The sequence below is a fragment of the Mesorhizobium sp. RSR380A genome, from assembly GCF_054719385.1.
Genome location: NZ_JBTTIB010000001.1, coordinates 4,744,017 through 4,757,374, shown reverse-complemented (window position 1 = coordinate 4,757,374; position 13,358 = coordinate 4,744,017). Strand labels below are relative to the sequence as shown.

The 13,358-nt window shown below is 61.8% G+C and carries 15 protein-coding genes; 5 read left to right on the top strand and 10 right to left on the bottom strand.

Annotated elements, in window-relative coordinates; translation table 11 throughout:
* The first annotated feature begins 38 nt into the window (after positions 1-38).
* Genes ACYG9Z_RS22885 through ACYG9Z_RS22875 form a run of 3 tightly spaced genes read left to right on the top strand, consistent with a single transcriptional unit; the run spans position 39 to position 3,069 of the window.
* Entirely contained in the window at positions 39-1,091 is a 1,053-nt protein-coding gene (locus ACYG9Z_RS22885; protein ID WP_023715088.1) for an acyltransferase family protein, read from the top strand.
* 7 nt (positions 1,092-1,098) lie between these two features.
* A complete protein-coding gene (locus tag ACYG9Z_RS22880) occupies positions 1,099-2,034 on the top strand; it encodes a class I SAM-dependent methyltransferase (RefSeq protein WP_050586865.1) in 936 nt (311 codons plus the stop codon).
* A gap of 21 nt (positions 2,035-2,055) precedes the next feature.
* The gene (locus ACYG9Z_RS22875) at positions 2,056-3,069 is read left to right on the top strand and encodes a class I SAM-dependent methyltransferase (RefSeq protein ID WP_023752539.1); all 1,014 of its coding nucleotides are present in this window, start codon (positions 2,056-2,058) and stop codon (positions 3,067-3,069) included.
* Between the two features lie 27 nt (positions 3,070-3,096).
* Here the strand turns inward: ACYG9Z_RS22875 and ACYG9Z_RS22870 are convergent, their stop codons facing one another.
* The 3 genes from ACYG9Z_RS22870 to ACYG9Z_RS22860 all read right to left on the bottom strand — a co-directional run bounded on the left by ACYG9Z_RS22870 (position 3,097) and on the right by ACYG9Z_RS22860 (position 5,918).
* Complete coding sequence (locus ACYG9Z_RS22870) at positions 3,097-3,882, bottom strand: GGDEF domain-containing protein (protein WP_023711912.1); 786 nt, start codon at positions 3,880-3,882, stop codon at positions 3,097-3,099.
* 392 nt (positions 3,883-4,274) lie between these two features.
* Positions 4,275-4,925 (bottom strand): hypothetical protein, encoded by a 651-nt coding sequence (locus ACYG9Z_RS22865; protein ID WP_023752538.1) that lies wholly within the window; start codon positions 4,923-4,925, stop codon positions 4,275-4,277.
* 480 nt (positions 4,926-5,405) lie between these two features.
* Complete coding sequence (locus ACYG9Z_RS22860; protein WP_023752537.1) at positions 5,406-5,918, bottom strand: DinB family protein; 513 nt, start codon at positions 5,916-5,918, stop codon at positions 5,406-5,408.
* A 263-nt stretch (positions 5,919-6,181) separates the two neighbouring features.
* Between ACYG9Z_RS22860 and bluB the strand changes: the two genes are divergently transcribed.
* The gene (gene bluB / locus ACYG9Z_RS22855; RefSeq protein ID WP_023752536.1) at positions 6,182-6,817 is read left to right on the top strand and encodes a 5,6-dimethylbenzimidazole synthase; all 636 of its coding nucleotides are present in this window, start codon (positions 6,182-6,184) and stop codon (positions 6,815-6,817) included.
* An 11-nt stretch (positions 6,818-6,828) separates the two neighbouring features.
* On the opposite strand, the gene ACYG9Z_RS22850 is transcribed toward bluB, so the two are convergent.
* Positions 6,829-7,053 (bottom strand): hypothetical protein, encoded by a 225-nt coding sequence (locus tag ACYG9Z_RS22850; RefSeq protein WP_156931585.1) that lies wholly within the window; start codon positions 7,051-7,053, stop codon positions 6,829-6,831.
* A gap of 238 nt (positions 7,054-7,291) precedes the next feature.
* Here ACYG9Z_RS22850 and ndk point away from each other — a divergent pair, with 238 nt between their 5' ends.
* The gene (gene ndk / locus ACYG9Z_RS22845) at positions 7,292-7,714 is read left to right on the top strand and encodes a nucleoside-diphosphate kinase (protein WP_023701900.1); all 423 of its coding nucleotides are present in this window, start codon (positions 7,292-7,294) and stop codon (positions 7,712-7,714) included.
* Positions 7,715-7,779: 65 nt separating this feature from the next.
* Here the strand turns inward: ndk and ACYG9Z_RS22840 are convergent, their stop codons facing one another.
* The 6 genes from ACYG9Z_RS22840 to ACYG9Z_RS22815 form a co-directional block, all read right to left on the bottom strand.
* Positions 7,780-8,547: a YbaY family lipoprotein gene (locus tag ACYG9Z_RS22840; protein ID WP_023742334.1), complete on the bottom strand. Its 768-nt coding sequence runs from the start codon at positions 8,545-8,547 to the stop codon at positions 7,780-7,782.
* A gap of 69 nt (positions 8,548-8,616) precedes the next feature.
* Positions 8,617-9,090, bottom strand: a complete 474-nt coding sequence (locus ACYG9Z_RS22835; protein ID WP_023742333.1) for a molybdenum cofactor biosynthesis protein MoaE — start codon at positions 9,088-9,090, stop codon at positions 8,617-8,619.
* A 4-nt stretch (positions 9,091-9,094) separates the two neighbouring features.
* A complete protein-coding gene (gene moaD, locus ACYG9Z_RS22830) occupies positions 9,095-9,352 on the bottom strand; it encodes a molybdopterin converting factor subunit 1 (protein WP_023673448.1) in 258 nt (85 codons plus the stop codon).
* 1 nt (position 9,353) lies between these two features.
* Positions 9,354-9,950, bottom strand: coding sequence for a CDP-diacylglycerol--glycerol-3-phosphate 3-phosphatidyltransferase (pgsA, locus tag ACYG9Z_RS22825; protein ID WP_023673449.1), 597 nt, complete (start codon positions 9,948-9,950; stop codon positions 9,354-9,356).
* Between the two features lie 170 nt (positions 9,951-10,120).
* Complete coding sequence (gene uvrC, locus ACYG9Z_RS22820; RefSeq protein ID WP_023752534.1) at positions 10,121-12,196, bottom strand: excinuclease ABC subunit UvrC; 2,076 nt, start codon at positions 12,194-12,196, stop codon at positions 10,121-10,123.
* Entirely contained in the window at positions 12,193-12,957 is a 765-nt protein-coding gene (locus ACYG9Z_RS22815) for an SDR family oxidoreductase (protein ID WP_023738625.1), read from the bottom strand. The genes uvrC and ACYG9Z_RS22815 overlap by 4 nt, the downstream gene beginning before the upstream one ends.
* Positions 12,958-13,358: the final 401 nt, after the last annotated feature.

The window sequence follows — 13,358 nt, the reverse complement described above, 5'->3', positions numbered from 1 at the left end:
TCAAACAGCAACATAGAGCACGCACGGGGGCGTGGGGAATGCGGGAGCGGGTAAGGTCTATTCAGGGTCTTCGGGCCTTGGCGGCAATGCTGGTATTGTTCTGCCACGCGCCGCACAACCTGTGGTTCTTCAGGCTCGGCTATTCGGGAGTGGATTTATTTTTCGTCGTAAGCGGTTTCATCATGGTGGTCAGCACCGGCAATCATACCGGCCCACGGGCTTTCAAGCTGTTTTTGATCAACCGCTTCGCGCGGATATGGCCGGTCTATGCAGCCACCAGCGTCGCTATGGCGATTGCTTTCTGCATAATAGGGACAGTTGCACCTCAAGATGTGGCAGCACGGCTGATGAACGATCTGACATTTCAGCCGGCATGGAACAATCCGCCTATCAATGCCCCGGGTTGGTCGCTTACTTTCGAGGTCTTCTTCTACGCGCTTTTCGCCTTCAGCCTGCTGTTCGGTCGCTGGCGTTATCCGCTGCTACTCGGGACGATGGGGACCTTTCTGCTGCTTGGCGGCCAATCGGCCCGAACGGACGGTCTATGGGGTTATGTCGCGCTGGCGACGAACCCGGTGTGCGGTTGCTTCATCGCCGGAGTTCTCGCCGGTCTTGTCTATCGCTCCAAGTGGCGCGGCCCGCCACGTCCGCTGGCGGCATGCCTTCTGGCGGCGTTTGCCGTGCTGACTGGGTATTTACTATTTTTCAGCATCCGCGAATTCAATCATGGTCTCGTCTGGGCAGCAGCGTTTGGCGGCATCGTCATGTCCGTTGCGCTGATGGAGAAGCGCGCTCCGGTATGGGTCCCCAACTCATTGGTTAGCGTTGGGAACGCATCTTTCTCGCTGTATATCTCGCAATGGCTGGTTGTTGTCCCCTTCGCCGTTTACGCGCCACCGGTAGAGGGTACTCTGCAGATACTCATGTTGGCGTGCGCGTTCCTTCTGACGATCGCCGCCATATCAGCCGTAACATACCGGCTGCTGGAAACAGACCTTTCCTTGTGGACCCGGACCAGGCTTCATCGCTTCTTCCAGTCTGCAGATCGCGAACCTGCTGAAATCGCCGCCAGTTCCGTCCCCGCGCAGTGAGATACGAATGTTCCAGTTCCTGAAACCGCGTCCTACAGTCCACAGCCCGGCGACACCCCTGAGGCCAGTCACCGAAGACTGCGTCGACCGGCTTTCCCTCCTCGACGGTATACTGATTGCCACCGGATGGACCACGGGCGCCGACCCGGTAATCCTCTACGATGGCAAGCCGGTTCCCAACCAGGTCTGCGTGCGCTTTGCCCGCCCAGGCCTGGCAACAACGGCCCATGATGGCTTTCGGGTCGCCGCTCCCCTGGTCGACAGAAACATTGCCAACCAGAATGTCTCCGTTGGGTTCGACAATGGCAACCGGCTGAGGCGCTCGCCCAAACACGCGGAGACGTCGACGTCAATTCACGCCAGATTCTGCAAGGCGGTGGCCGACAGGCCAGGCGCGCCGCTGATAGAGATCGGCTCACGGGCCCGTTCCGGCAACACCTACCGGCACTTCTTTCCCGACTGCAGATATTTCGGCATCGACGTCTCGGCCGGGCCGAATGTCGATTTCGTCACCGACGCCCACACCATGGAAGGCGTGACCGAGACGTTCGACTTTGCCTTTTCCATATCGGTCTTCGAGCATCTGATGATGCCATGGGTCGCAGCGCACGCGCTCAACCGGGTGCTGAACGTCGGCGGCCTGGCCTTCATCCAGTCGCATCCAGCCTGGCCCCTGCATGAGGTGCCCTGGGATTTCTTCCGGTTCTCCAAGGAATCATGGTCGTCGATCTTCAACAAATTTACAGGCTTCGAAGTGCTCGACGCCGGCTATGCCCTGGAGGCGGCGATCGTGCCGGCAAACATGGAGAGCGGGCCGCTACAGACCTTTGACGAACACCCCACATTCCTTTTGTCGGCTTGCCTTGCCAGGAAGGTCGGACCTCCAACCGCCGACTGGGCCGCCGACCCGGCCACGATCTACAATCTCAACTACTCACATTGAAGCCGGCGGTCGGAGTGGGTCATGCTGAACAGGACTGAACTTTTGTTTTCAATGTTTGATCCCAAAGGCTTCGGCCTGGAAGTCGGACCGAGCTACAATCCGCTGTTGCCGAAATGCCGTGGTTTCAACGTCGAGATCGTCGATCATGCCAATGCCACGGCTTTGCGCGAGAAATATCGCGACAACGCATCACAGATCGAAGAGGTCGACTACGTTTCGGACGGTCGCAGCCTGCTCGAGACCATCGGCCAGGAGCAACGCTACGACTTCATCTTTGCTTCACATGTGATCGAACATGTCACCGATATTGTTCGTTTCATCCAGGACTGCGAGGTCCTTCTGAAGCCAGCGGGCCGGCTGGTGCTGGCCGTGCCCGACAAGCGCTTTTGCTTTGACGCGTTGCGGCCGCTGTCCACTGTGGGGCAGGCGTTGCAGGCCTATGCCGAACAGCGCAAGCGCCACACGCCGGGAATCCTGTTCGACCAGGTTTCGTATTTCTGCACCAAGGCCCAACAGGTCGTCTGGCTCGAGCCGACCTTTGATGACGTCGCCTTGCTGCAAAGCGGCGAAGAGGCAAAAAACATGGCCGAAGCCGTGCAGGTCGACAGGGCCTATTATGATGCTCACGCGTGGCAGTTCACGCCGGCGTCGTTCCGATTTCTGGTCAAGAAACTTCGCTCCCTCGGATACATCAAATCTGGCGAGATTGCGTTCCACAAAAACGAGCCGAGCCAGTTGCACCTGCACGAGTTCTATATCAGCCTGACGAAGACCGCTCCGGTTCTGGAAGTCTCCGATGTCGATCTGTTCAAGCAGGCGGAAGCGGAACTGCGCGAAATTGCTGTGGACCGGGGCGGGTTGCATTTGAACAGTAAGGCCGCTGCGCTGAGGCATCAAATCGACGCCGTGAACCAACAGATCGAAGCGGCAAACTGGCAGATCCAGCTACTTGCGGCGAGGAACGAAGCGTTGCTGCACTCAACATCGTGGAAGCTGACGGCACCGCTACGCTATGTCAGATCGGTGTTCCTGTAACACCACGCACGCCATGCAGGCTCACCCTCAATGCAACGTCGGATCACCGGCGAGCAGGCCGCGCGGCCCGGTCGTTTCGAAACTGACCTGGTCGCGGCCGTTGGACTTGGCCTTGTAGAGGTGCCGGTCGGCCGTCAGGAACATGTCGGCATAGGTGGTGGGTCCGCTGAAGGCGACGCCGCCTATGCTTACCGAGAGCGGACAGGGCCGCCCATCCGGGGCAAACTCGACCTCGCGGATGCGCCGCCGGATCCCCTCGGCAACCAGCCAAGACTGCGACGGGTCGGCGCCGGGCAGGAAGATGGCGAACTCCTCGCCGCCGATGCGTCCGACGATGTCGGCGCCGCGCAGCTGGGCCTTGATCGTCTGCGCGATCAGCTTGAGCGCCTGATCGCCGCAATCGTGGCCCAATCGATCGTTGATGGTCTTGAAATGATCGGCGTCGACGATCAGCAGGGCGCCGGCATCGACGACGGCCTGGCTGCGCGCCTGTTCGAGATAGGCCTCGACCAGCATTGAAAACGCGCCGCGGTTGAACACCGCGGTCAGGCTGTCGGTCGCCGCGACGATGCTCAGATTCTTCTGGGCGATCGCCAGCTGGCGCATCTTGTACATCAGGAAAGAGAAGAACGATCCACCCAGCACGAGCGGCAGCAACAGGTCGGTGAGCTGCGCCCAGCGCAACGCTTCGGGCGACAGCGACGGAAAATTGTAGGAATCGACAAGGAAGGCCGCCGCGATACAGATCGCCGTGCCGACAACCGTGACTGCTATGACCCTGCCCAAGCTCGTGGGCGAAAGATCGACCCGCATGCCATTTCTCCCACTGTGTTCGCCATTTTGCAGCGGGAACACAAATGAAACCCTAAAATCTTACCTGCAATTCGAATGTGGTTAACCAGAACAATTCCAGGAAAGTGTGAGCAGCTTTCCCGGGAGAAGCGCGTGGGCGCTTTCCCTGAGAATTACCAAGACAAAGGGATAGCGCGTTTCACCGTTTCCGTTAAACGATAAAACGCTCCGGCAATCGAAAGGCGCGATCGGTTGCCTTGTGAGTGGCGACAAAAAGCCCGCCACTTGCGCGGCGGGCTTTCCGACTGCCGGAGGCTTCTCGTCAGCGCATGTCCCTCGGGAAGTCTGGGCCATGCGGTAGGAGAGTGCCGTAAAGCCTCACGGCTGGCTCGACACTCCCGGCGAAACCTGTCTCAGCGACGCGAGATCATAAGGCATAGCTGCCGCAGATCGCTGTCGTAGGTGCCCTCGCTGGCGAGCACATCGACGCAGCGCTTCTTCATACGTGTCAGCTGGCTGTTCGACATGCTGGCGACGACACCGGGTGTCCCAGGGGTGCCTGGTGTTCCAGGAGTTCCTGGAGTGCCGGGGGTACCGGGCGTGCCCGGCGTTCCGCCAATGCCGACGCCGACACCGACGTTGATGCCGCTGCCGACGTTGACGCCGACACCGGCATTGATACCTCCGCTGCCGCCGACCGTGGCCCCAACACCGGCCTTGATGCCACCGGCTCCGCCGACCGTCGCGCCAGCGCCGGCCTTGATGCCGCTGCTACCGCCGACTGAGGCGCCGAGGCCCGCAGTAACGCCGCTATTGCCGCCGACCGTTGCGCCAGCACCCGCCTTGATACCGCCGCTGCCGCCAACCGAGGCGCCGGCACCGGCCTTGACCCCGCCGCTGCCGCCGATCGAAGCGCCAACACCAGCATTGATACCGCCAGAACCACCGATAGATGCGCCGACACCGACGCCAATTCCGCCGCCTGCATTCGCGGGAGCGGCAAAAATAACGATAATTGCACCCGCCGCCAGTGTTCTAGCGATTTTCCGAGTGATATTAACCATGACACTCTCCTTGTTGCCGTTCTGCTTTGTGCATTGCAACATGCCAGCAAACCAAAGCAGACATATGCTTATGCACTCACAGCTACGCACGAGTCTTCCTTATAGTTTCTTTATTTTTTTCGACATAGGCCGTTGTAGTTCTCAATCAGTGTACTCGGTTTCTAAAAAAAAATATGTTTTTGCTTCAATATTTAAACTTTGTTGAATTTATTAAATAGAAACGCTACTGAAAAATGGAGCAGTTGTAGCGGCCCGCCGAGCAAGGGGCGGCGCCAAAGGGCGGCACAAGCCACCGGGCAGCGTCGTGCAAACCACGGGCTTCAAAAACCCGGCTTGGGATTCAGGCTGGAGGTTGAGGCTTTGGCGCTGTCCGTCGCGTCCAGAGGCGGTTCACTGGTATCGGCGGCCAGGTCGCAGATGGCACAAAGCACCGAGGGATGTCGCCTCCGGCGTCTTCAAACGCAAACCGCGGTCAAGAAATCAGGCGTAGGCGCGGCCTTCGTCGGTGCGTTGGAAAAACGCCAGGTCGAGCTGCACCGAAGGCCGGCCGAGAATGGTCAGGATGGCGTGCGCCTGGCCGCGGTGATGGGTCTGGTGATTGAAGACGTGGCCCAGCGCCGGCGCCAGCCGCTGCGAGACGGTGCGCATGTCGGAAACGGTCATGTAGGAGAAGCGGCCGGACAAAGCCTTTTCGGTCAAACCGCCGACCCAGTCGACGATCCGCCTGTCCTCGGCCTCACGCGCCAGCTTCAAGCCAGGCAACGCGCGGTGCAGGATGGCGTCGAGCTTCGTCGGCGCGTCACCCTCGCCGGTGAAGCGTTTCATCCAGATGCGGTCGGTGGCGAGCAGATGATTGAGCGTGCCCATCATGGAGCCGAAGAAGGCACCGACATTGCGGTTGAACTCTTCCTCGTCGAGCTCGGTCACGGCATCGTAGATGCGGCCATTGGCCCATTGATTGTAGGCCGCGAACATCATGAAATGCTGTTTCATCTTTTTTCCCGCCGACGAGTTCCGCTTCAGCCGCAGACGCCTAATTAGACCGCGAGGACGCAGCCGCCAATGACCATTCTGTTCTATGAACTCGTCGGACACGACGCGACCCGTCCGTTCAACCGGCATTGCTGGAAGGAGGCGGCGGCAGCAGCTTAGGGAATAGGCAGTAGGCATTAGGGTCTGAGCGCTGTACTGCCTACTGCCTACTGCCTACTGCCTACTGCCGACTGCCTATTCCCCACACAAGTCTCCTGATCGCCATGCCACCACCCCCCCATTTCACCGACGATTTTCGCTCCGGGCTGGTCGCGCTGCTGCGCTGGCGCCGGGATGTGCGGCGCTTCGAGCGGACTGCTTTGCCAGAGGGTACGCTGGAGCGGCTGCTGGAGCTTGCCTGCATCGCGCCCTCCGTCGGTCTCAGCCAGCCGTGGCGCTTCGTGGTGGTCGACAGCGCCGAGCGGCGCACTGCCGTGAGAGGCTCTTTCGAGCGCTGCAATGCCGAAGCCCTTGAATGCTTTTCAGGCGAGCGCGCCGCGCTCTATGCCCGGCTGAAGCTCGCCGGTCTCAATGAAGCGCCCTGCCAGTTCGCGGTTTTCGCCGATAGGACAACGCAACAAGGCCATGGGCTCGGCCGCATGACGATGCCGGCAACCATCGACTATTCGGCCGTCATGGCGGTGCACACGCTGTGGTTGGCGGCGCGGGCGGAAGGCATCGGCATGGGTTGGGTGTCGATCCTCGATGCGGCCGAGATGGCCGAGATTCTCGACACGCCGCCCGAATGGACGCTGATCGGCTATTTTTGCCTCGGCTATCCCAGCGAGGAGCATGAGATGCCGACGCTGGAGCGCGAGGGCTGGGAGCGCCGGCGGCCGCCCGTTGTTATCAGGCGGTAGTGAGACTGACGTCACTTCGCGCCGTCTTTGCCGACCAGCTTGACGCAGATCGGGTCGCCCTTCGGCATCGGGGTGCATTGCCATTCGGGGCCGAAGCCGAAGTTCGTATTTGTGCGGCGACCCAAAAAGAGCAGCAGAACAAGGCCCACGGCAGCAAAAATGCCGATAGTCAATAGGCTCCCTTTTATGTCGCCCGGCCTGAGGTGGTGGTAGGGCCAGCGCGTCCCGTCAAACATGGTCCGATGTCTTTCCGTTCCGCTGATTTCCCTTCGAAACCGTGCGTGCCTGCGCAATCGCCATTTTCCCGCAAAGCCTTGCCTTTGACCAGAGCGTTGCGAACAGCCATGCGGGCGGTCGCGGTCGAATAACGCTGCCGGGGCGCCTCCCCTTGGCAATGGGCCGGGCGGCTTGTATAGAGCCCGCCACTCCACATTCCGATCTCAAGACTTTCCATCTCAAGACAAGGACGACCCCATGGCGCTCGAACGCACCTTTTCCATGATCAAGCCGGACGCGACCCGGCGCAATCTTACCGGCGCCATCACCAGGATGCTGGAAGAGGCCGGCCTGCGCGTCATTGCCTCGCGTCGCGTGTGGATGAGCCGCCGCGAGGCCGAAGGCTTTTACGCCGTCCACAAGGATCGTCCGTTCTTCGGCGAACTGGTGGAATTCATGTCGTCGGCGCCGACCATCGTGCAGGTGCTGGAAGGCGAAAACGCCATTGCCCGCAACCGCGAAGTGATGGGCGCGACCAACCCCGCCAACGCCGCCGAAGGCACCATCCGCAAGGTGCACGCGCTGTCAATCGGCGAGAATTCCGTGCACGGCTCCGACGCGCCGGAAACCGCCGCGCAGGAGATCAAGTACTGGTTCTCCGACACCGAGATCGTCGGCTGAGCCGACCATCAGCTTTGAATCGGCAAGGCCGGCTCATTGCCGGCCTTTTTCGTTGCTGCCCGTGATCAACTCGCTGCGTTAAATCGCAAAATGTCACGGCCGTCCTTGTCGGCGATGATCAGCTTGCCGCCATCGACACGGTATGACGCCGCCTTGGCGAGCGCCTCGAACAGCGCCTTTTCCTCGGCCATGATCTCCGGCGCGCAGGCCTTGTAGGTCGAGCCGATGTCGCTGATGACGATGGTCTCGCCATCGACCTTGGCGGTGGCGAAATAGGCGTTGCACGGGCCGCTGCCGCCGGCCTTGCCGGCTTCGCTGACCCGGAACGTCGCCTGCGGCTCCGAAATCACGCCGATACCGTCGATATACTCGACCAGCCAGCTCTGGCCGAACAGCGAGGCCGAGGTCGGCTTGTCGCTCGGCGCCACCATTTTCAGCACAATGGGCTGCGGCGCGTCGCTGAGCGGATCGACCTGATAGCGCGAGTCCGTAACGAACAGCAGCTTGTCGTCGGCGGTGATGCGCGCCTGCAGCGCATAGGTCATGTTGGGCCGGATCACCGTTGGATCGAAGCTGATTTCGAACTTGATCGGCACCTGGCCGGCCGGCGCTACCTTGCGCTCGCCGACAATGGCGGCCGGCGCATCGGCCAGCGATACATCGGCAAGTTGAATCGACAGCACGGCGTTGGGCGGCAGCGCGATGCGCTCGCGATACATCACCTCGCCCTTCAGGGTTTTCTCGGCGGCGACGGAAGGCTCGGGAACGGCCAGAACGCCGATAACCAGCGGCACAAAACCGAAGACGAAGAATTCGGCGATCCTGTCCAGCATGCCCTTGCTCCCTTTTTGCCGATGCGATTTGGCCAAGGGAATGCGGTCAATACATGGCTGCGCCGAGATTTATTCGGGCCGCGCCTTCCAGCGCGCCGCAGCCTGGTCGTCGGCGTCCTTGGCCTCGACCCAGCCGCCATCGCTGCCGTCCACGCGGTGCTCCTTCTTCCAGAAAGGCGCACGCGATTTCAGGAAATCCATCAGGAAATTCGCCGCCTCGAACGCCGCCTGCCGGTGTGACGACGCCGCCACCACCAGCACGATGTTTTCGCCCGGTGCGATCTTGCCGTGGCGGTGGATGACGGTCAGGCCTTGCAACGGCCAGCGCTGAAGCGCCTCGCCGGCGATCCGGCTGATTTCGGCCTCGGCCATGCCTGGATAGTGCTCGAGTTCCAGCGCCGACAGCTGGCCCTGCTCGTCGCGGCAAAGTCCTGAGAAGGACACTACGGCGCCGATGTCGGCGCGACCCCCGGTCAGTTTCGCGATCTCGGCGGCAACGTCGAAATCGTCGCGCTGGATGCGCACCGTCGGCGCGCCGGACATGGTGTCAGCCCCCGGTCATCGGCGGAAACAGCGCGATCTCGCGCGCGCCGGCTATCTTCTCGCGATGCTCGACATGTTCCTGGTTGATGGCGACGCGGATCACATCAGGATATTGCAGCGCGTGCTCATATTCCTCGCCACGCGATTTCAGCCAGCGCAGGAGGTCGGCCACCGTCTCGATACCGGCGGGCAGTTCGACATCCTCTTCCGGCTTGCCGATCCGTTCGCGCACCCAGGCGAAATAAATGAGCCGGGTGATCATCTCACTCGTCCATGATGTGCTTGAGGCCGGCGCGGAAATAGTCGTAGCCGGTGTAGAGCGTGACGAGGGCTGCGATCCACAGCAGCACCAGTCCGGTCTGCGTGGTCAGCGGGAAGATCTTGTCGCCGGCAGGCCCAGCCAGCAGGAAGGCGATGGCGACCATCTGGATGGCGGTCTTCCATTTGGCCAGCTGCGTCACCGGCACCGAGACTTTCAATGCCGCCAAATATTCGCGCAGCCCCGAAACCAGGATTTCGCGGCACAGGATGATGATTGCCGCCCACAGCGACCAGCCTGCGATGCCGGCATGGCGGTCGGTGTCGGCGGCGAGCAGCAGCAGGCAGGTGGCGACCAGCAGTTTGTCGGCGATCGGGTCCAGCATCTTGCCGATGTTGGACGTCTGCTGCCAGGCGCGCGCCAGATAGCCGTCGAGATAGTCGGTGATCGAAGCCAGCAGGAAGATGATCAACGCCGACCAGCGGGCGAAGTCGCTCGATTTCAGATGCCCCTCGAGAAAAAAGCACAGCACCACCAGCGGCACCGCGACGATGCGGGCGTAGGTAAGCATGTTGGGAAGGTTGAACGCGCGCTTGGCCATATCTCAGGGACTCTTTCTGCCTGCGTACTCAAATCAGAACCGGATGTAGGGGGTCAACAGGCGAGATTCGATTGGCCAGACGAAAATAGCGCGCGATTGCCGGGATTCGCGTGGCCTGCGAGAAAAGAACGGCTGCTGCCATTTGATCGGGACAGCGGCGTCACCGGCGCTCAGCTCTCATGGAAATGATTGTAGACGAGCTTGGCGACCTGCTCTGAAATACCGTCGACCTTGACCAGATCCTCGACTGCCGCGCGGCTGACCGCCTTGGCAGTGCCGAAGGCCAGCAGCAGCGCGCGCTTGCGACCGGGACCGATGCCGGCGATCTCGTCGAGCGGGCTCTTGACCAATTCCTTCTTGCGCCGCGCGCGGTGCGAACCGATGGCGAAGCGATGGACCTCGTCGCGCAGCCGCTGGACGAAATAGAGCACGGGATCCCGCACGGGGAGTGAAAACGAGTCCCTGCCTCTGACGAAAAAACGCTCGCGGCCGGCATCGCGGTCTTGGCCCTTGGCGATGCCGATGGCCGCCACGCGATCCTCGATGCCGAGGTCGGCGAGGATCTTGCGCACCGCGCTCATCTGGCCCTGGCCGCCATCGATCAGGATGACGTCCGGCCAGGCCGGGAAGCTGCCGGAGATGTCTTCCTCGATGTCGTCGCCTGCTCCACCGGCTGCCGCGTCGTCGGGAACGACATCGCCATGTTCCTTCAGCAGCCGCGAAAAGCGCCGTTCCATCACCTCGCGCATCATGCCGAAATCGTCACCGGGCGTGATCTCGGTCGAGCGGATGTTGAATTTGCGGTACTGGTTCTTCACAAACCCTTCCGGCCCGGCGACGACCATGGCGCCAACGGCGTTGGTGCCCATAATGTGCGAATTGTCGTAGACCTCGATGCGCACCGGTGGCTTCGGCAGGCCGAAGGTCTCGGCAAAGCCGGCGAGCAGCCGGCCTTGCGTGGAGGTTTCGGCCAGCCGGCGGCCGAGCGCCTCGCGCGCATTCTGCAGCGCGTTGTCCGTCAAATCCTTCTTCTCGCCGCGCTGCGGCACCGAGATCGACACTTTACGGCCGGCCCGGGTGGACAGCGCTTCGGCCAGCAGTTCCTGATCCTGGACGCCTCGCGACAGCAGAATGTTCCGTGGCGTCGGCTTGTCGTCATAGAACTGCGCCAGGAACGAGCCCAGCACTTCCGCCCCCTCCAGTGCCGGATCGGCCTTGGGGAAATAGGCGCGGTTGCCCCAGTTCTGGCCGGTGCGGAAGAAAAACACCTGGATACAGACCTGGCCGCCCTCCTGATGGATGGCAAAGACATCGGCCTCGTCGACCGTGGCCGGGTTGATGCCCTGATGGCTCTGCACATGGGACAGTGCAGCCAACCGGTCGCGATAAATGGCGGCGCGCTCGAAATCGAGCTCCTGCGAGGCCTGCTGCATGGCGGCAGAGATTTCGGTCTTCACCTTCTGGCTGCGGCCGGACAGAAAATCCTTCGCCTCGCTGACCAGCTCGGCATAGTCGCCATGCGAGATTTCGCCGGTGCAGGGACCGGCACAGCGCTTGATCTGGTAGAGCAGGCACGGCCGGGTGCGGTTTTCGTAGAAGGAGTTGGTGCAGCTCCTGAGCAGGAAGGCGCGCTGCAGCGAATTGATGGTGCGCCCGACCGCGCCGGCCGACGCAAAAGGTCCGAAATAGTCCCCCTTGCGCGAGCGCGCACCGCGATGCTTGTAGATGCCGGGCGAGACGTGATCGCCGGTCAACAGGATGTAAGGGAACGACTTGTCGTCCCGCATCAGCACATTGAAACGCGGCCGCAAGCGCTTGATGAGATTGGCCTCGAGCAGCAGCGCTTCGATTTCGGTGCGGGTGACGACGAACTCCATCGTCGATGTCTCGCGCACCATGCGGCCGATGCGGGCGGTGTGGAACCGGCCTTGCGCGTAGTTGGTCACCCGCTTCTTCAGGCTGCGCGCCTTGCCGACATAAAGCACGTCGCCGGCAGCGTTCATCATGCGGTAGACGCCGGGCGCATTGGGCAGCCGCTTGACCAATGTCTGGATGACCTCGGCGCCGACCATGCCGTCGGCGTCGCCGGCATGCGGCGCCCAGTCTATCGCTGTGAAGGCGACATCGGGCCCGGTGGCCTCGGGCTCGACGATCTCCTCGACCGCTTCATCCTCAAGGTCGATGTCGGGCGGCATATCGTCGGCGGCGCCGGCGCGCGTCTTGTGTTTCTGGTCTGCGGGACTCATTCCACCATGCCTGTCACATCCGGCGTCTGCCATGCAAGATGCTGGCCGCCGTCAAGCGCGATCATCTGGCCGGTCACCGAGCGCGCATCCCAGAGATAGCGAATGGTGGCGCCGAATTCGGCCAATTGCGGGCCGCGCTTCAGAATCAGGCCATCGACCTGCTTCTGGAAATCATCATCTTCCTGGCGCGCATTCTTCAGCGTTGGACCGGGACCGATGGCGTTGACGCGGATGCGCGGACCGAGCGCCTGTGCCAGCATTTCGGTCTGCGTCCACAAGGCCGACTTCGACAGCGCATAAGAGAAATAGCGCGGCGTCGGCCGCCAGACGCGCTGGTCGATGATGTTGACGATCAGCCCCTCCTGCCCTGGCGGCAAGGCGCGGGCGAAGTTTTGCGCCAACAGCGCCGGCGTCTTCACATGGATGGCGAAGTGAAGGTCCCATGCCGCCCAGTCGAAGTCCTCGACGCTATCGTCGACGAACAGCGACGCATTGTTGACAAGTAGCGTGACCGGGCCGAGCGCTGCCGCGGCGCGGCCGACGAGATCGCCAACCGCATCCATGTCGGTCAGATCGGCGGCTACCACGCCGGCGCGGGCGCCTCCGTCCCTGATGCTCGCAGCCAGCGCGTCGGCCTCGGCGGTCGAGCGGTTGGCGTGGATGGCGACGGCAAAACCGTGCGCGGCCAGATCCTCGACGATCGCCTTGCCGATCCGCTTCCCCCCGCCCGTCACCAGCGCCGTTCCGGCGGCTTCGATCATCTGTCAATCCTCAATCTGCGCCTCAATTCGGCTAGCGGCACATTGTGACGCGTCCAGGGGTTAAATGCCGTTTCCACCTGGGGCAGGAATGTGGCGAAACGGCTTTTTCGCCGCCGGCACCGCCCCGGATTCGGGTCGGCAGGACCGCAATATAGGACGCTGAACCCGTTGCACCAAGCCGAGTGCAGTGCAGCATCGCCTGCGTACTGACATTTCGCTGTTGCGAAGATGCAACGTCAAGCTTCGGCCTCATTCGTGCCGGGGAATGACCCATTTTCAGGTTCGCTGCCGCCGCATTTTGACACGACATTCGGAACCGTTGAGTGCCAGATCCGTTTCACCCCCCGGACGGGTTGATGGCGCTCAGGACAAACAAGCCTACGTGTCTTGTGGCTTAAGGA